Here is a 17,504-nt window from a genome sequence, read left to right as displayed (position 1 = left end):
CGAACAGAAAGGCGCTGTCTTGCAGCAGCTTTTAGGATTACTAAAGGGGAGCTGATAAACGCTCCCCTTTAGCTTGAGAACCAATATAATCCTGCCGTTGACGTTTGTACTACATAATGTCGTCCTGCCGGAGCTTCAGCGCGCTTTCTTTGCACTTAACGAAATACAGCGCAAGGGGTCTGTAAACGGCGTGCGCCCACTTGGCGAGCAAGGCGCCGACCACAAACAGCGTGACGATGAAAGCAAGGTGCAGGGCGAAGGTGATGTAAGTGGCCCATGCCAGGTCAAGATTCCGGAATATGTGTGTGATCAGGCCGGTAAGAATCGTACCGCCTACCAGGAACAGGAACGTCCAGTCCGTGGAGTGGGAATTCTCGTGCAGCGGCTCTTTCTTACCGGATCTGCTGATGAACGATTCAATTACCACATAAAGGACCGCTGCGGTAGCCGCATATTCGAGAAGCCTTATCGGATGGCCCCAAGGGAACAGCGGGTGTGAAGCACCAGTAACAAAAGCGACCTTTAACCCTTCTGCGAGTCCGACATGGATCCATTCCTTGACTATTTCTATAACCACAAAGAAACCCGCATAAAAGGCGAAGACCAGGAATCCGAAAACCAACAGGAAATGCTTGACGTACCTGCCTCTGTTCGTACACTCGCTGAACTTGTTCTGAGAAAGGAAATGGTACAGGAAAGTTCCTAGTTCCTTGGTGTAAACCGAGGTCGGGATTCTGGCATAATGACCTTGGGCGTCGTCGATTATCAGCTTCTTCATTCGAAGAGCATTCTTAACCACCATTGCCGCAATAGCGGCACCAAAGAGCATGCCTCCCACAATAATATAAGACCGGGGGATAAACTTCTGGAGTTCCGCATGCTCGGAAGGAGCGCCTGCCCCTATTATCAGTGCCAGTATAAACGTAATGGCAAACAACCCGACTACGGTCATCATCTCGAAGGATTTGGAGGTGTAAAGCTTTAAGGATAGACCGGTCGAATCGTAAAGCGATGTCAGGTAACGACGCATGGACATCATGACTTCGCCGGGGCTGGCCTGTCTGGGACAGAGCCGGGAACAGTCGCCGCAATAGTAACAAAGCCAAGGCTCAACGGCGTTTTTAAGTTTTTCCTCCATTCCCAACTGAGTGTACCTCATAAACCTTCTCGGAAACTGGTTGTCGTCAGTCGAAAGGGGACAGACGACCGTGCAGTTCCCGCAGTGGAAACAATGGGTAGCAGTTTTGGCCCCAAACTTTTGCAAAGTCCGTGCAAGGTTGGGATTAACTCTGATGGCCACTCCCTTTTCCCCTCCTAAGTTAAAATTTATTCTTTAAAAAGGACTCCTGACACTAGGATAGGGGATGGGGCAGGGCCCGCACGCGGGTTCGGTGACGGGCCTCTGCTCCCGTTAGATCTTGAATTCCTTAGTGTCAATATATTCGCGTCTTAGCGCGACATTCCCTTTAAAAGCCCTTGTACGGGTTGGGACCGACCTCTTCAATATTCGCCGCAAACTCATTAATGATATCGGGAAGGCGATGGTAGTCCATAATCCCGACTGCTTCAAATTTCACCCGGGAGGACTCGAGAGCCAGCCGGTCGAGGGTTTCCTTGATCTTAGAGAGCCGGACGTTACACAGCTCGCTTCCTTTTACGAAGTGGCACTGGTAGTCTTCATCATGGCGGCATCCGAGGAGCAGTACGCCGTCTATGCCCTTGGCCAAAGCGTCCGCCACCCAGATCAGGTTCATGGACCCCATACACCGTAAGGGGATGATCCTGATCCAGGGACTTATGGTCGCCTCATGTTTGATACCCACCATGTCCAATGCCGGATAGGCGTCATTCTCACAACAGAAAACAATGATTCTCGGTTTCTCTTCGTCCTCGTCCGGAACCTCGACGTCCTTAAGCATCTTGCCGAGTTGGTTGACGTTGTAATTCTTGAACGAGATGACCCGCTGCGGGCAGGCACCCATACACGTACCGCACCGGCGGCAGCGCGTCGGATTGGGGAGCGGGTTGGCCTTTTCGTCCTCGTTAATCGCGCCGAACGGGCACTCCACCGTACACCGCTTGCACTGCGTGCACTGCTGCATAAAGAACTCTGTGACGGAGTTGTCCCAGACGCGCGGGCTCACGGCGACCGACTTGGCGGTTAATTCGATGGCCTGGATGGCCTTCAGGGCGGCGCCGGTGGCGTCCCTGATCGTATTCGGCATGTCCATGGGGGCGCGTACGGTGCCCGTAGCGAAAATGCCGGTGCGTCGTGTCTCGTAAGGGAAGCAGATAAAGTGGGAATCGGGGAAACCATATTTGAGCATGGGCAGCTCCGTGCCCTGGCGGTACTCAAGATTCAAAAGGTCTGATACATAGTAAGTATCGGGACGAACTGTTAGTATCTCGACTCCCGGCTTTTTCTCTTCATCTTCCAACGATGACATTATCATTTCCCCAAGGCCCGCTGTAGGTACCATACCAGTAGCAAGAACCACAAGATCGATCCCGGCGGCTTCAATGTTGTCGTTTACCAGTACATCTTTGGCCTTTATTACAAGGCCGCTGCCGTTTTCTTCGATCCTGGCGTTTTCGCTGCGGAAGAATACAACCCCTTCTTCCTGGGCGCGTTTATAAAGATATTCCTGGAATCCCGGCGCCCGCAAGTCCCTGAAAAAGATGTACACGGCCGATTCGGGGTTCTGTCTTTTCACGTAAATCGCCTGTCTCAAAGACTCGACGCAGCACGCGGAAGAACAGTAGGGAAGATGTTCCGGATCACGCGAGCCGGCGCAAAGAATGAAAGCCACGTTTTTCGCTTCTTTACCGTCGGAAGGACGGGCGATCTTACCTTTGACGGCCATTTCCTCAAGCTGGTCCGACGTAACTACATTGGCGAACTTTCCGTAGCCCAGGTGCTCAAGTTTGCCGGCGTCATACGGTACCGCGCCGGTTGCAAGCACAACGGCGCCAACCGGTTCAGTGACTTCCTCGCCGCTATTGCGTAAAATATTGGCGCTGAACATCCCGGGACTGCCGGCGATGCTCTTCATTTTAGAACCCGTGTAAACCTTGATGTTCGGGTTATTCTGGACCTGTTGAATCCGGTCGTTGATATCAGGGTTTTCCAGTTCGTTGTATGGCGGTTTCAGCGTCACCTGCTTGTAAAGCTTTGACGCCCAGCCGCCTAAAGTGTCGTTCTTTTCCACTAGGACGACCTTCCGCCCCGCTTTTGCGGTTTCAAGAGCGGTGGTGATGCCGGCGAGCCCCCCACCGACGACCAGCACGGCCGTGGCAAGCTCTTCAAACTTGTAAGGTTCCACAATTTGAGCCTCTTTTACCTTGACGGCACCCATGCGGAGCTGGTCTTCGGCAAGCATCTGAGTGTCCTCATCATTCGGTGGATGAGACCAGATTCCCTGCTCACGGATGTTTACCCTGTCGACAAATACTTCGGGGCCGAAATCAAAGATGTCTGTATTAACCCGCGGCGAGCAGCCGACGACCACCACCCCGTTGACACCCTCGTTTTGTATGTCTTCTTTAATCAAGGCCAAGCCTTCGGGGCCACAAAGGAATTCATGTGTTTTGCAAATCGGTAGTTTTGAATCCTTGGTGGCTACCTTGGTCAAGGCCTCGATATCAAGGGCGTCGCCAAGCCCGCAACCGGTACAAATATAAGCGCCTACCTTGTCCACGGTATTACCTCCCCACCACAGATTGAATAGCTTTTAATGCCGCCGCTGTTGCGTCCTGTACCGACCCGGACACATCCTGAGGACGGTTGGAACAACCGGCGCCATAGATCCCCGGTACGGTATCGGCCACGAAGCCGTCGGCCGTTCGCGGCAAATCGATAGAAACGTTCTTGGAAGCAGGGTCCATGCCGGTAGCCAGGACAACCAGGTCGAAGGTTTCGGTGATCAGTCTTCCAGCCTCCTGGTCCTCAGCCTGAAGCGTAACGTCCTTGGTCGTCGCATCCTCGGTGATGGTGCCGACCTTACCCTTAACCAGGGTAATGTTTCCAAGGTTCATTACATTGTTGTAAAACTCTTCATAGCGCCCCAGGGCGCGGATGTCGATGAAGAAGATAGAAATCTGAGCGTCCGGGTGTCTTTCACGCACATAGGTGGCCTGCTTTAGTGAAGCCATGCAGCAGATAGCGGAGCAGAAAGCCAGATTGGTCTCGTCGCGCGACCCGGCGCACTGGACAAAAGCTATCTTTTCCACCGGTTTTCCGTCCGAAGGACGGAGAATTTGTCCGTTGGTCGGACCGTTTTTCGCCGCCAGGCGTTCCATCTGAACGTTGGTGACGACGTTTTTATACTGACCGGAGCCGTACTGAGTGAGCTTGGTGACATCATAGGGGTTGTACCCCGTCGCCCAGATGATGGCGCCCACCTGGAGCGTCATAGACCGGGGCTGCATATTCAGGTCGATGGCGCCGTACGGGCAGACCTCCGCGCACTTGTTGCACTTGGTCCCCTGGCAGGCCTGGGCGTCGATCACGAACTTGAAAGGAAAGGCAAACATGCTCGGCAGATAAATGGCCTTAGTTGTTCCGAGGCCGTAATTAAAATCGTCTGATCTTCCCTCCGGGCAGACGTCAAGGCACTTATTACACGCGGTACACTTGTTGGTGACGAAGCGGGGTGCGAGCTTTACTTGAACCGTAAAGTCGCCTTCCTGACCGGTAATCCCTTCCACTTCAGCCTGGGTGAAGTACTTGACGTAGGGGCTGTTCTTGATACGCTTCAAATTCATTTCCAGGCCGCAGTTAGGCGGGCAGAGCTTGGGGAAGTACTGATTGAGTTGTGTTATTCTGCCGCCCAGGAAAGGTCTTTTTTCTAATAGAAAGACTTCATATCCCACCTCTGAAGCTTCAAGGGCGGCCGTAATGCCGCTGATGCCTCCGCCGACCACCAGGATCGACTTGTTACCCATCTAAAACCACCATCCTTCTGTTGTGTCTCAACAACACCTGATAATCCTCCTTTTCTCGTCAAGCTTAACAAGCGACAGACCCCAAAGACTCAAAATATTTTAATTAATTCGACAAAGAAAAAAATCTTCCTTCTTAAAGGCGCCGAAAAATTCTAAAGCACAAGGTGGCCGGCTGCCGTATACACCTTCCGGAAAAGAGAAAATGGCGGGTGAAGCCTTAAAGGGCTTCACCCGCCATATTACGGTTTTATTTGAAAATAGTGATCATGGGTCTGTCGACGACTTCCCAACCACCCGCGGCGCTCCACTTCATGTTGATGAACTTCTGAAGGTCCGGGTTCATGGTCGGTGTGTCCTTGCGGGCGTAGTAACCAGGCCATCTGGTCTCCTCGCGGGCGAGGATGGTCCTGACGTGCGATTCCGCCTGCCAGGTACGCTGCTGGTTCTCAAACAGCCGCATGAGCTCGTGGAGGTTACGGGCGACCATCTTCTCGCCGTCTTCCTTGAGCCAATCGAGAAGCTGCATTGCGATATCGAGTTTGGTCTTATTGGTGGTGAAGGAGGAACTCCAGCCGCCGGCGTACTCGTCCATGAGCTTCTGGAGCCGGAAGAGGTACTGCCGCGGCAGGATGTAGTTCGGGTTGACCTCGTCGGTGGTGCCGTAGTCTTTATGCTGCTCGTAAAGTTCGAAAGGCTTCAGGATTCTGCCCTTGAACTCTTCGACCTGAGCCGCATCGAGATTCGGCAGGGTGTTGTTCTCGAGGGCGAATTTCACCATGGACTTGCCGGCGATACGGCCCTCGGTGAAGGAACCGGAGGAGAACTTGTGCGGAGAGGCGCCGCAGGCGTCACCCGCAACGAATAGGCCCTTCACGGTGGTCATCCGGTTGTAGCCCATCTGGTATTCGGGCGGGGCGATGTCCGCCGGGCCGCTGGCCCACGTGCCGGAAGCGCCGGAATGCGAACCGATGAAGTACGGCTCCGCGCCGGTGATTTCGGACGGAACCTGCTCCGGGCGTACGTTCTGCGCGGCCCAGAGGTTGGCCTGACCGATGGTCATATCAAGGAAGTCTTCCCAGGCTTCGCTTTCAAGGTCTTTCATCTTTTTCTTGAAGGCTTTCGGGTCGTCTTTGTATTTCTCGGCCAGGGCGGCGATCGCGCGGTTGGTCCTCATGAGCAACGGACCCTTGCCGTCGATTTCGTCGAGGATGCCCAGGTAGTTACGGAGGTTGGCCGGCATCGGCTTAAACGTGTCAAAGGGCGCCCACCCCTTGATGTCATCCGCACGGGTCTGCATGTAGCTTTCATCCAGAGCGTTCGTGGCGGTGGACTTGAAGAGGAGGAACCAGGCGCCGACCGGGCCGTACGCGTCCTTGAACCGCACGGGCACGAACCGGATCTCCTGGCAGCACTGTTCCGCGCCTGCTCTTAAGGTAAAGTAGGTGCTGGAACCGGTCTGGAAGGGCGGGTACCAGGTGCGGCCCAGGCCCTCACCGGTGGAGCGCGGCCGGAAGACGTGCACGGCGCCGCCCATGTTGGCGAGTACAACCTTTGCCCGGAAGACGTATATCTTATTCTCACGGGTGCTGAAACCGATAGCGCCGGCGATCCTGTCGCCGTCCATCAAAGGCTCGATGATAAAGACACGCTCATAAAGCTCGCCGCCCGCATCAAAAAGGGCCTTTTTGGAAGCTTCCGCGACGAGGATTTTGTAGGACTCGCCGCTGATCATAACCTGCCATGCGCCGGAGCGGATCGGCTTCCCGTCGGCCTCACGCCAGATCGGGAGACCCCATTTCTCGAAGAGGTGCACGCTCGAGTCGACGTGGCGGGCGATATCGTAAGCAAGGTCCTGGCGGACGATGCCCATCATGTCGCCGTAAACCATTTGGGCGAAAGCTTCCGGCGTGCGCTCGCCGCCGGCGGTATTCATGTACATATTGATAGCCGAGAGACCCTGCGCCACTGCGCCGCTGCGGTCGGTTGCAGCCTTGTCGGCTACAACAATCTTAACGCCGTTTTTCTTGGCCCAGTAAGCGGCTTCAAACATCGCGCCACATCCGGCCATACCTGCGCCACAAATCAATATGTCGGTAGTTATTTCTACGGTTTCAAAAGTCGGGACCGGCATTCTTTTAACCTCCCTCGTTAATTATTTCGCGAAGAAATCCATTCCTGCGGATTCCGGTTCGGTGAACAAATACTGGTCGTTGATATCGTTGGCCTTAGAACCGGGGCCGTAGCCTCCGTCCGGGACTGCGCTGCCTTCCGGTGTGGTCCGGATGGGGAATTTGAAGCGCTTTACTTCGCCGTCGCGGAACTTAATGGTCCACATGATATCCTCGGAACCTCTCAGAGGTATGCAAGCCGATCCCATCGGAACAAAGTCGGCGTATCCTCTTACGTCGATGGCCTGCTGGGGGCAGATTTTCGCGCAGCAAAGGCATTCCCAGCATAACTGGGGATCGCGCTGGTAGGATTTCATCCGCTCTTTATCGAGAATCATCAGGTCGTTGGGGCAGATGTACATGCATGCGGTCTTATCCTGACCCTTGCAACCATCGCACTTCTCGGCGATTACGAACGCGGGCATAACTCAACCTCCTAATAATGATTTTGCTTCCTTAAGGTAGCTACTCTAACCGGGATGCTGTCTTTTGTTTTAACCACCTCCTTAGTAAAGTAGGTATTCGGACGTAATTGTGACCTTTACGAAAAGAATAGTAATTAACACAATGCATGTTAAACATGCAAAAAAGGCTAGTCCTATATGGTTGCATCGGCGTCACAACCACTTAAGCAAATAGGCCTTACCCGTCATGTTTTAAACAGAAGGATTTTGGTTGTTGTTGGTGCGACGCGAAACCGGTACTGCCATCGGCCGAACAAAGAAGCTTCACCCACCACATTGGTTTAAGAGGAATATCTTAGCTACCCTGAGCTTGTTTGTGTTTATTTTAACAAGGTCATTTTGGCTTGTCAAGCAGTTAGATAATTTAAAATTTTTGTTTTCATGTGCTCCCGCAGGGCGTTTTGAAATTTTTCACTGTGGTTCTTGAAGGAAATTTATTGTTTTTGACGAAACTTTTTTAACTAAATACAGGTCAAACAATTTAATAGCTATGACGGATCGTACGATATTATGAATAACGAAAAGGGGTCGATAGGTATTGGGGTGAATTTCGGGATCCGCCAGGCGCTTGTGCTGTTACTCTGCTGGGCGTTGCCGGTCGCGCTCCGGATGCTTGCGGCGCCCTTAGGAAGAGAAGTGTGGATTCTGTATGTGGTTCCGTCGGCGTTGTGTGCCTACACCTGGGGGTTGAGGGGGGCGGTTGCCGCCGCTGTGATACCTGCCGCGCTTATAGGAGCGGTCGGTAAAATAAAGAACGAAAGCGAATTTCCGGCGGTGGTCTTAACGGTGGGAGTATCACTTTTTCTGGGGTTGTTGATTGAGCGCGCGCGAACCAAGGAAACTGAACTTCGTGAGAGCATAAGTAATCTGCAGCAGCTGGTTATTACCGACCCGCTGACCGGTGTATATAACCGCCGATACCTGTTTGAACGTCTCGGCGAGGAGGTCGCCCGGGCGAAACGGTACGCAATACCCGTTTCGGTGATAATGCTTGATATCGACAGTTTTAAGACGTACAATGATAAGCACGGTCATCTTACAGGAGATGTCCTTTTGCAGACAATAGCCCAAACCATCAGAGGGGCTCTGAGACAGGAGGATGTCGTCGTACGTTACGGCGGCGATGAGTTCGCAATTATCCTCACCGGGGCTGATGCCCGTTCGGCTAAGGTGACTGCGGAAAGGCTGCGCAACGCTGTAAGGAGCAGAGGTATGAGTATAAGTCTCGGGGTGGTTACGTACCCGCAAGACGCTGTGGTGGCCGAAGAGTTGTTAAAACGCGCCGACTTTTACCTTCTTGCGGCCAAAGCCGGAGGAAAGAACCAGGTTTACGCGCTTGAGAGTTAGTAGGAATAGAATGCAGAATACAGAATATAGAATGTAGAAGGTGGAAGATAGAAGGAAGAATTCATAATCCAGAAGCCGGAATTCAGCCGGAATTCAGAAGGTAGAATAAAATAAGGTAGGAAGAGAGCCAGTTAAAGAGCCGGGGTCGGCTATTTTTAATTTCAGGGGGTACTAAACGCCTTTTCCGCCAGTACTTTGCTTGAGTCAAATTTATCCTGGTTACTGAATACTTACTTCGGCCGCCTTAATGGTGTATAATCTCAAATAAAGAAAATAGTATCTATTAGGCCGTCATCGGGCGCGGCGGCATTAGAGGTATGTGTTCCCTCAGCGAAACACTAAGCGGCTGTAATGGTTATAATAACTTAAATTAAGACAGCTTTTATGGAGGGATGATTTTGAACAGGATTCGAATTGTTGCGCTTCTCGCAGTCCTGTCGGTAATACTGGTGCTTATCGGTCAGTCCGCTTTCGGAGGGCAGGGAGCGTTAATATTTTTCTTTATCGCTCTTGCCATGAACTTTTTTTCATATTATTACAGCGATAAGATCGTTATCAGGATGACCGGTTCAAGGCCGCTGAGCCGCAGCGAAGCCCCTGAGATATACGACATAGTTGAGCGTTTGGTAAGCCGGGCGGGCCTGCCGATGCCGCGCGTTTATCTCACGCCTTCCATGCAGCCCAACGCATTCGCTACCGGCCGAAATCCGCAGCATGCAGCGGTGGCGGTAACGGAAGGTCTTGTTCGCCTCTTAAATAAGACGGAAATAGAAGGGGTGCTGGCACACGAACTGGCTCATGTTAAAAACCGTGACACGCTTGTTGGTACCATTGCTGCGAGTATCGCCGGCGCTATAACCCTTATCGCGAGCGTAGCCCGATGGGGAATGATTCTGGGCAGTAACCGGGACGATAACGAGGGGGGCAACCCGCTGGCCGCTTTAATTCTGCTGATCGTCGCACCCATCGCTGCCTTGCTGGTACAGATGGCGATCTCGCGCGCGGGAGAGTTTAACGCCGACGCTACGGGAGCAAGGATCGCGGGACACCCCGACGGTCTGGCAAGCGCACTCCTGAAGCTCGAGCAGGGGGCAAGGCGGATCCCGATGGAGGTAAGCCCGGCATCTTCTCATCTTTTTATTGTAAACCCGCTCTCGGCGGGCAGCATGGCGCGCTTGTTCAGCACCCATCCTTCCACAAACGAACGGATAAAAAGACTCCGGCAAATGACCTTGTAAGCCTTGACGCGAGTTACGGGTCACGGGTAAAATCTTAAGTCCTCCGTCCCGAGCCCGAGTAAAAAAAGCCGCGAGTCTCAGATCCGAGAGAAGAAGAAATGTGACTGCTGACCACTTAGGGGATTGATTCGTGGAACAACCTGTTTGGATTTTCGACACGATACCGGCCCGTGAGGATCGTCCCGGATGACCGCCACGCGGTTGTTCGGCCGTGGTGCCGTTAAGCTACCATTTTTACAAGAAAGCGGTTTCGAAGTATTTCGGTGGGGTTGTTCGAGTCATTTACCAGGACGTGGCTTCCCCCGGTGATTACCCCGGCGCGGCTGAACTCGCGGCGCAAATACGCGATAAGGAACTGCCGCTGCCGGTGGTTGCAATAGGGGAGGAAGTCATCGCCTCGGGTGGGCTGCCGACGGTGGAAGAGCTTCTGTCACAAGTGGGAAAGCGGCGGAAGATCGAATAAATCCAGAAGAGTGTTGAAGTTAATGAATCGGCACCCTGACCGTTCGCCGCTTACTTGCCTCGGTTTTAGGCATGCGAATTTCCAAGACGCCGTTTTTGTAGCTTGCTGTGGATTCGTCGGGTTTTACCTCTACCGGTAGACTAAGGGTACGGTTAAAAGCGCCGTAGTATCTCTCACTATGGAATACCCCTTCGCCTTCCTGCTCGTAGCTCCGTTTAATTTCCCCCCGCACGGTTAACGTATTATCAGTTACGATTACCTCAATATCGTCTTTGGATTCAAGGCCCGGTATCTCGACGACCGCCCTGATGTCGTTTTCACTCTGGTGGAGGTCGATCCGGGGTGAAGGGATTTCACCCGGGGTGCCGAGACGAAAACCAAGGCCGGGCCGAAGGACATCCCACAACTTGTTCATCTGGTCACGTATGTTTGACAACTCGCCGTAGGGGTCACGCCGCCGCATCATAGACATGTTTTTGCTCCTTTACAAGGATGATCTGTCTATTTATATATGTCCGTATAAAAAGGTTTATATGCGCTTAAAGGAAGACTCCGGCCGCGGCGCGAAAACGATAGAAGAGAGAGGAATAAGATGCAGAACCTGAGTGCGGTGACCAGCCCGGCGCGCGAGGATTTTCACAGACAAGCGCTGCCCGATGCGGCACGGAAAGCGGGCGTATCCGAAATTAGCGTAATACACAGCTTATCGCCGTGCCCTAAGAAAGAACGCTTATTGTCGATGGAAGACTTCGGAACAGAACCACACCTGCTTGTGACGGCGGGAACAAGGTCGGCGGCAGGTTTGTAAGGTTGGGTAACGCGGCGATAGAGACCATAGCCCTGCCTAAGGGGCAGGTTCCTAGTCGAAAGTCCTAAGTCCGGGATACGGGACTGAGGACTGAGGACTGAGGACTGAGGACCTGAGGACTGAGGACCTGAGAAGGGAGAAATAGTATGCTGCACGAAGAAACCTTAAGCTCGGAGCGCGTTTACAGCGGGAAAATAATTAACGTACGGGTCGACACGGTCCTTCTACCTGACGGGCGTACCGGCACCAGGGAAGTCGTGGAGTACGCCGGGGCAGTGGCAGTGGTGGCGCTTACGGACGACAAGGAGGTGGTGATGGTGCGGCAGTATCGCCACCCCGTAGGAAAGGTGTTGGTGGAAATCCCGGCGGGGAAGATCGAAGAGACCGAGGATCCCGAAACATCCGCGCGTCGTGAACTTATCGAGGAGGCGGGAATCAGAGCCCGGTCGTGGCGGTGCCTTGGCCGGTTCTACTCCACCCCCGGGTTTACCAGCGAGATGATGCACCTTTACCTCGTACGTGACCTTTCTTTCCACCAGCAGGAAACCGACGAGGATGAATTTGTTGAGGTGGTCCGGATTCCGTTCCCGAAGGCGCTGGAAATGGTCTATAAGGGCGAAATTTGTGACGCCAAATCAATATGTGGTCTATTGTGGAGCAGTAAAGTGTTGGAACAGCGCGGCTAATTATTCTTGTGTGATTCGCGGAGGGGCATGATGGTAACCCTGCCGCCCTTAATAAACGCCTTAACGTTAACGAGCGTTTTCGAGGGCGGGCCTGCGGCGATACCGGCGATCGAAAGAGCCGTGGGTCTAAACCTCAGCGCGGTAACGACGGAATCTTTATTGCCGTAAGCGCCGGCGACGGCTTTGCCGCTAAGAGTACCAAGTACGACTATACTTCCGGCTGAAGTCACCGATGTACCCGGATGAACGTCACCCGTTATAACGACGTGTTTATCGGTGATGATCGACTCCCCCGCGCGCAGGCTATGGCGAATCAATTGGGCGGCGCCGGCGCCCGGCGGCAATGCAGTTGTCAGATCGGCTGAGCCGGAGGATTGTGTTTTAGACGGCAAGGTACTTTGGGGTTCGCGGACAGCCTGCGTTGGTTTTGCGGTCCTGTTTGTCGTAGGATAGGCGATGTTTTCGGTGTAAACAAGGCCGTAGCGGGCAACTATGCTGACAAGTTCCTGCTTTTGTTCGACAGGAAGGTTTTTCTTTCCGAGGTGAAAGGTGAAGCGGGCTCCCTTGAAGAAATCGCAGGCGCGTTCCAGTTGACGAAGAAGAGCGTTTTTTAGTTCGTCAAAATCGCAGGTAGGGTTCAAGAAAATGACTAGGCCGTCACGCGTTCCTTTGATTTCGACATTCTGATTTCCCGCCATGATTCTCCCCCCTCGGTCCTTTACGGGTATTTTATTTCGAGAATGTTAGACTTTTTCCTGCTTTATCTTCATGAGGTTTAAATATTTGCGGCTTTTTTTATCCGGTCAAGCTTGTAAGAAGAAAAAAGGGTATATTAATATAAAAACAATTTTCATATGGCTGTGAAACGGTGCGTAGGGGGTTAGCATATTGCCTGAATGGCGTAAGGATCCAGTTATCGACAGGTGGGTGGCGGTAAGTACGGAAAGGGCGAAACGTCCAACCGACTATAAACCTCCGCTCGAGCAAAAAAAGCAGGAAAGGTGTCCGCTCTGCGAGGGACACGAGGGGGATACTCCGCCGGAAGTCCTGGCTTTCCGGCAATTGAGCAGCAAACATGACCGGCCGGGCTGGTGGGTCCGGGTAGTTCCGAATAAATTTCCGGCCTGTCGTGTCGAAGAAGAGAATAGGACGTTTTATGAGGAGGCGCACCTCGTCAAACGGTGCGGCGTCGGAGCACACGAAGTGATTATCGAAACAACGGAACATGAACCGAATCTTGTAAACCAGTCCGATTGGCAGGTGGCGGAAGTGATTTGGGCCTGGCGGGAGCGTTCCCTGGATTTACGCCGGGACGAGCGTCTAAAATATATCAGTATTTTCAAAAACAAAGGTTCTGTCGCCGGATCTTCTTTGGAACATGCGCATTCTCAACTTATCGCCCTGCCCATGGTACCGGTGGACATAAGGGCGGAAATCGCGGGCGTAAGAGAGTTCGAGAGGGAAAAAGGCGGGTGCGTCTACTGCAATATGTGGCGCTATGAGGCCGAGTGTAAGGAGCGCGTGGTTAACGAAGGCGATCACTTTATATCATTTGTACCGTATGCGGCCCGTTTTCCCTTCGAAATGTGGGTTTTGCCGAAAAAACACCAGCGCGACTTTGCGCAGATCGAGGAGGAACAGGTACGCGACCTCGCATGTGTATTAAGGGAAAGCCTGGGCCGCTTGGCGCAGACGGTTTATGACCCGCCGTACAACATGGTGCTGCATACGTCCCCGGTAAACGACGGCGCCGGCGATGACTATCACTGGCATCTCGAGATACTACCCCGTCTGACGATTATCGCCGGTTTCGAACTCGGCACCGGTTATTACATCAACCCTACGCCGCCCGAAATGGCGGCGGCAGCCATGAGGGACGCGGCGGAGTGGTGTCCCGAAGTAATCAGTTCGGTTCAGGAGGTGAGGGCAAGTGTTTGACCGGCCGCTAAAGGTTCTTTTTGTCTCTTCGGAAGTAGTGCCTTTCGCAAAGGTGGGAGGACTGGCCGATGTCGCCGGCTCACTGCCGAAAGCCCTGGCTATCGGACCGGACGAACAGATAAACGATATCCGGGTGGTGCTGCCGCACTACAAACAAATCGAAGGCATGGAGTATGTCCTTGATTTTCCGGTCGAACTGGCGGGAGAGCTCCGTACGTGTATTCTACGGAAAAGCAAGCTGGATTCGCAATACAAGGGCAGAAGCGAAACAGTACCCGTTTACTTTGCGGGCAATTACAATTATTTTTACCGAGACGGTATTTATGCCTTTTCTGATGATGCGGAGCGTTTTGCCTTCTTCTGTTACGCAGTCCTGGAAATGCTCCCGCGGCTCGGCTGGCAGCCCGATATCATTCACTGCAACGACTGGCAGACCGGTCCCATCCCTCTGCTCCTAAAAAATCAATACATGAACAACCCTTTCTACCGTAAAATGGCCACCGTCTTTACGATCCACAACCTTCAGTACCAGGGAAACTTCCCTCCGGAGAAAATGGAGTTGTTTAATATCGGAGAAGATTATTTTGTGCCGGAACTCCTTGAATTCTACGGCACCTTCAGCTTCATGAAGGCCGGAATCCTGTATTCGGACGTGGTCAGTACCGTCAGCAGGACGTATGCCCGGGAAATTCAGACGCCGGCTATGGGTGAAAGACTGGACGGGGTACTCCGGATGAGGTCGAAAGATCTCTACGGTATCGTCAACGGGATTAATTATCATGAGTTCAATCCCGCTACCGACCCGCGGATTCACCGCAACTTCAGTGTCGACACCATTGAGGACAAGAAGGAAAATAAATTCGCTCTTCAAAAAGAGATGGGACTGCCGTTTAAAGATGTTCCCGTTCTGGGTTTAGTCTCGCGTCTCGTCGCCCAGAAAGGTCTTGACCTGATCGACGAAATCGCTGATGAACTGATGCATCTGGATATCCAGATGGTGGTGCTCGGCACCGGAGACCCCTATTATGAAAAGGTTTTTGAACGCCTCAAGCAGCGCTACCCTAAAAAAATCGGGCTGCATATCGGTTTTAATCTCGTTTTGGCGCAGCGAATCTACGCGGGATCGGACATATTTTTGATGCCGTCCAAATTCGAACCGTGCGGTCTGGGACAGTTAATCGCCATGCGCTACGGAACGATTCCCGTCGCGAGAGCAACCGGAGGATTGGCCGATACCGTAAGCGAGTTTAATGCCGCTACCGTATCGGGAAACGGGTTTGTCTTCACGGAATACACCCCGCGAGAGCTATACGCGACCATTGCCCGGGCTTTGAAGCTATACCGCGACAACCCGGAGATGTGGCAGCGCCTGGTTAAGAAAACAATGTCCCTCGATTTTTCATGGGCGCGTTCGGGAGTCGAGTACCTTCAGGTCTACCGGGACGCGATTTCGAAGAAGACCTTGGCTATGAGAACCGCGTGAAGGGATCTTGAAGAGATGGGAACAGCGAGAGTTTCGAGTTACGGCGGATCGTTGTCGCTTTCCAAGTGACGCCGGTCTGCCGATATGGCGGTTAATACATGTGGCTTCCTGCGAGCAGGCTATCTGTCCCCTTCAGTCGGGGTCCAGGAAATTCCGTTCAATTCGATTTGTCCTTCGCTGTTAATGGTCGTGTCGATTTCGCGCATGGGCTTTTCCACCTCAGCCTTTTGTTTTCCTATCTGTAGAAAAACGCCCGGGTGGGATTTCTTGATCATTATATTTTTGCCCGACGGTACCCGGACGGCGGTCTTTACGCCGATGTCCGAGCCCGCTTTACCGATAAAGACATTGCCCTGTGCGTTGAGCTCCCCGGCACGATATATCCCGTCGATTTTCACCTTGCCGCCGCTTTGAATATTTGTATTATAAGCTCCCTGGCCGGTGACAAGAACATCGCCCGTAGCCTCTACGTGACTATTGAGTGCATATTGTATGGTCACTTTGGAGCGCGTGCTTGAGATGAGTTTGAGCAGTTCGCCGTCGATTACGGCAAGTTCTTTGGTAACTTTGGCTATGTCTTCGATGCTCTCAAAAGCGGTGACGCCCAGGCCCACAAACACGTTCTTCAAGAATAAAAAGCTATCATTAAAATTATCCGGTAATACGACCTTAAACTGCGGCGCCTGTTCGGCGAGTTTGGCGAGTTCTTTGACCAGAGCGGGAACCTGCTGGTATTTTTGCTCAATAAGGATAAGAAAAGCCCCTCCCGGGGTGAGCGCCTGATTTCTTGCGGCGGCGTGTTCCAACATAAAAGCGATACCTTTCAGAGCCTGTGCCAGATGCTGCAACAACTCCGCCGTAAGCTTCCTGAGCTTTTCGTAAAAGATCGTCTGGCCGCCGGCGTGTACCGTGCTGGCGATGATGCTCCTGGCGGTAAGCGCGCCCTGGCTTTCAACGGTAGCCCCAGAAACGTCGCCTTCAACGATGACGTCACCCGTTGCGGAAACCTTCATCGCATCCGTTATGCTTCCTTTGATACGTACATTACCGCGGAAATTGATGTTTCCGGTTTCCAGGTCTACGTTCCCTTTTATGACAAGGAGCGGCTCCACCGACACGGTGAAACGACTGCCGGATTGTCTTATAGTCGGAAGGCCGCTGACGGTTGCGGTAACAAACATCCCGCCGTTTGAGAGGGAAGCTCCGTTGCCGGCTATCAGTTCCACGGGTTTAGGCGGGGAGGGCTGTACTTCTTCTCCGTTAACCCGGTAACCTGGTTTTCCGAGCACACCCGGAAGTCTAACGGCAAGGATATCCCCGGGTTCCACGGAAATGAACCGCTGCAGGTCCCTGTAGTCAACCGTTCCATTTTCTGATATCGCCGGCCTGCCTTCCGCTACCTGAGCGAAACGGATGTCTAGTTTTTCGTTGATTCCCGGTTCGGCCGTAACACCTTCCGCAATAAGGTGCCGTCCGGCTTCCGGTTTGTCGTACAGTCCGTCCAGCATCTCGTCATTGAGTCCGTACGTAACATTACTTTCCTTGAGCAGGCTGTTAAGTGCCTCCCGGTCGAGCGGCATCACTTCCAAGGTTTTGGAAACGGTTTCAAGAGAAAGGTTGTTAGCGGGCTCGGAGTCCAAAAGCCGATACGTCGTGCGCCTGGTTAAACGCACGTCGAGGAATGCCTTGAACTTGTTGGGAGCGACCATGACGGCGATGCGCCCGGGTTCTTCTTTGTCTATGGTTTCTGTTACTATAACGTCCTGTTCGCGTACGGGAGTAGGACCTTTCTTTTCTTCACCGTTGACCGTGAGCCGGACCCCTTCTCCCGGCGCGATCGTGGCCGGGGGCGCCTCTTCCTGCGGGTTTCGAACATAAACCTTATTATCTTTAACCCAGGCCATTCCGATAGTTTCTTCTGTCACTGTGTCGACGGCCAAAGCCGACTCCTCCTAAATTAAATGT

At 53.0% G+C, this 17,504-nt stretch carries 15 protein-coding genes; 7 read left to right on the top strand and 8 right to left on the bottom strand.

Annotated features, from left to right (window positions below; translation table 11 throughout):
- Positions 1 to 109: 109 nt before the first annotated feature.
- The 5 genes from AB1500_02430 to aprB all read right to left on the bottom strand — a co-directional run bounded on the left by AB1500_02430 (position 110) and on the right by aprB (position 7,537).
- On the bottom strand, positions 110 to 1,300 hold the full coding sequence (locus AB1500_02430) for a 4Fe-4S dicluster domain-containing protein (GenBank protein MEW6182021.1): 1,191 nt from the start codon (positions 1,298 to 1,300) through the stop codon (positions 110 to 112).
- 166 nt (positions 1,301 to 1,466) lie between these two features.
- Positions 1,467 to 3,698, bottom strand: a complete 2,232-nt coding sequence (locus AB1500_02425) for an FAD-dependent oxidoreductase (GenBank protein ID MEW6182020.1) — start codon at positions 3,696 to 3,698, stop codon at positions 1,467 to 1,469.
- A 4-nt stretch (positions 3,699 to 3,702) separates the two neighbouring features.
- On the bottom strand, positions 3,703 to 4,944 hold the full coding sequence (locus AB1500_02420) for a CoB--CoM heterodisulfide reductase iron-sulfur subunit A family protein (GenBank protein MEW6182019.1): 1,242 nt from the start codon (positions 4,942 to 4,944) through the stop codon (positions 3,703 to 3,705).
- 247 nt (positions 4,945 to 5,191) lie between these two features.
- Entirely contained in the window at positions 5,192 to 7,075 is a 1,884-nt protein-coding gene (gene aprA, locus AB1500_02415) for an adenylyl-sulfate reductase subunit alpha (GenBank protein MEW6182018.1), read from the bottom strand.
- A gap of 21 nt (positions 7,076 to 7,096) precedes the next feature.
- Positions 7,097 to 7,537, bottom strand: coding sequence for an adenylyl-sulfate reductase subunit beta (gene aprB, locus AB1500_02410; GenBank protein MEW6182017.1), 441 nt, complete (start codon positions 7,535 to 7,537; stop codon positions 7,097 to 7,099).
- A gap of 549 nt (positions 7,538 to 8,086) precedes the next feature.
- Here aprB and AB1500_02405 point away from each other — a divergent pair.
- The 3 genes from AB1500_02405 (at position 8,087) to AB1500_02395 (ending at position 10,624) form a co-directional block, all read left to right on the top strand.
- Complete coding sequence (locus AB1500_02405; GenBank protein MEW6182016.1) at positions 8,087 to 8,923, top strand: GGDEF domain-containing protein; 837 nt, start codon at positions 8,087 to 8,089, stop codon at positions 8,921 to 8,923.
- 398 nt (positions 8,924 to 9,321) lie between these two features.
- Positions 9,322 to 10,161, top strand: a complete 840-nt coding sequence (locus AB1500_02400) for a zinc metalloprotease HtpX (GenBank protein ID MEW6182015.1) — start codon at positions 9,322 to 9,324, stop codon at positions 10,159 to 10,161.
- Positions 10,162 to 10,372: 211 nt separating this feature from the next.
- The gene (locus tag AB1500_02395) at positions 10,373 to 10,624 is read left to right on the top strand and encodes a hypothetical protein (GenBank protein ID MEW6182014.1); all 252 of its coding nucleotides are present in this window, start codon (positions 10,373 to 10,375) and stop codon (positions 10,622 to 10,624) included.
- A gap of 19 nt (positions 10,625 to 10,643) precedes the next feature.
- On the opposite strand, the gene AB1500_02390 is transcribed toward AB1500_02395, so the two are convergent.
- Positions 10,644 to 11,096: an Hsp20/alpha crystallin family protein gene (locus AB1500_02390; protein ID MEW6182013.1), complete on the bottom strand. Its 453-nt coding sequence runs from the start codon at positions 11,094 to 11,096 to the stop codon at positions 10,644 to 10,646.
- Between the two features lie 120 nt (positions 11,097 to 11,216).
- Between AB1500_02390 and AB1500_02385 the strand changes: the two genes are divergently transcribed.
- Together AB1500_02385 and AB1500_02380 are read left to right on the top strand one after the other, a co-directional pair.
- Positions 11,217 to 11,432, top strand: coding sequence for a hypothetical protein (locus tag AB1500_02385; GenBank protein ID MEW6182012.1), 216 nt, complete (start codon positions 11,217 to 11,219; stop codon positions 11,430 to 11,432).
- A gap of 146 nt (positions 11,433 to 11,578) precedes the next feature.
- Positions 11,579 to 12,118 (top strand): NUDIX hydrolase, encoded by a 540-nt coding sequence (locus tag AB1500_02380; GenBank protein MEW6182011.1) that lies wholly within the window; start codon positions 11,579 to 11,581, stop codon positions 12,116 to 12,118.
- Here the strand turns inward: AB1500_02380 and AB1500_02375 are convergent.
- A complete protein-coding gene (locus AB1500_02375) occupies positions 12,115 to 12,816 on the bottom strand; it encodes a septum site-determining protein MinC (GenBank protein MEW6182010.1) in 702 nt (233 codons plus the stop codon). The genes AB1500_02380 and AB1500_02375 overlap by 4 nt on opposite strands.
- Before the next feature lie 190 nt (positions 12,817 to 13,006).
- Between AB1500_02375 and galT the strand changes: the two genes are divergently transcribed.
- Entirely contained in the window at positions 13,007 to 14,056 is a 1,050-nt protein-coding gene (gene galT, locus AB1500_02370; protein ID MEW6182009.1) for a galactose-1-phosphate uridylyltransferase, read from the top strand.
- Entirely contained in the window at positions 14,049 to 15,539 is a 1,491-nt protein-coding gene (locus tag AB1500_02365; GenBank protein MEW6182008.1) for a glycogen/starch synthase, read from the top strand. The genes galT and AB1500_02365 overlap by 8 nt, the downstream gene beginning before the upstream one ends.
- A 119-nt stretch (positions 15,540 to 15,658) precedes the next feature.
- Here the strand turns inward: AB1500_02365 and AB1500_02360 are convergent, their stop codons facing one another.
- On the bottom strand, positions 15,659 to 17,479 hold the full coding sequence (locus AB1500_02360) for a flagellar assembly protein A (GenBank protein ID MEW6182007.1): 1,821 nt from the start codon (positions 17,477 to 17,479) through the stop codon (positions 15,659 to 15,661).
- Between the last annotated feature and the right edge of the window lie 25 nt (positions 17,480 to 17,504).

This window comes from Bacillota bacterium (assembly GCA_040755295.1).
Taxonomy (GTDB): domain Bacteria; phylum Bacillota; class Desulfotomaculia; order Desulfotomaculales; family Ammonificaceae; genus SURF-55.
Note: the sequence above shows the minus strand (reverse complement) of the source record. Positions and strands in the feature narration are given on the sequence as shown.

What these genes read in the sequence shown, in the direction of transcription:
- AB1500_02420 (MEW6182019.1), bottom strand. Translation starts at nt 4,944, where the DNA reads ATGGGTAACAAGTCGATCCTGGTGGTCGGCGGAGGCATCAGCGGCATT.
- aprA (MEW6182018.1), bottom strand. Translation starts at nt 7,075, where the DNA reads ATGCCGGTCCCGACTTTTGAAACCGTAGAAATAACTACCGACATATTG.
- aprB (MEW6182017.1), bottom strand. Translation starts at nt 7,537, where the DNA reads ATGCCCGCGTTCGTAATCGCCGAGAAGTGCGATGGTTGCAAGGGTCAG.
- AB1500_02405 (MEW6182016.1), top strand. Translation starts at nt 8,087, where the DNA reads ATGAATAACGAAAAGGGGTCGATAGGTATTGGGGTGAATTTCGGGATC.
- AB1500_02390 (MEW6182013.1), bottom strand. Translation starts at nt 11,096, where the DNA reads ATGTCTATGATGCGGCGGCGTGACCCCTACGGCGAGTTGTCAAACATA.
- AB1500_02385 (MEW6182012.1), top strand. Translation starts at nt 11,217, where the DNA reads ATGCAGAACCTGAGTGCGGTGACCAGCCCGGCGCGCGAGGATTTTCAC.
- AB1500_02380 (MEW6182011.1), top strand. Translation starts at nt 11,579, where the DNA reads ATGCTGCACGAAGAAACCTTAAGCTCGGAGCGCGTTTACAGCGGGAAA.
- AB1500_02375 (MEW6182010.1), bottom strand. Translation starts at nt 12,816, where the DNA reads ATGGCGGGAAATCAGAATGTCGAAATCAAAGGAACGCGTGACGGCCTA.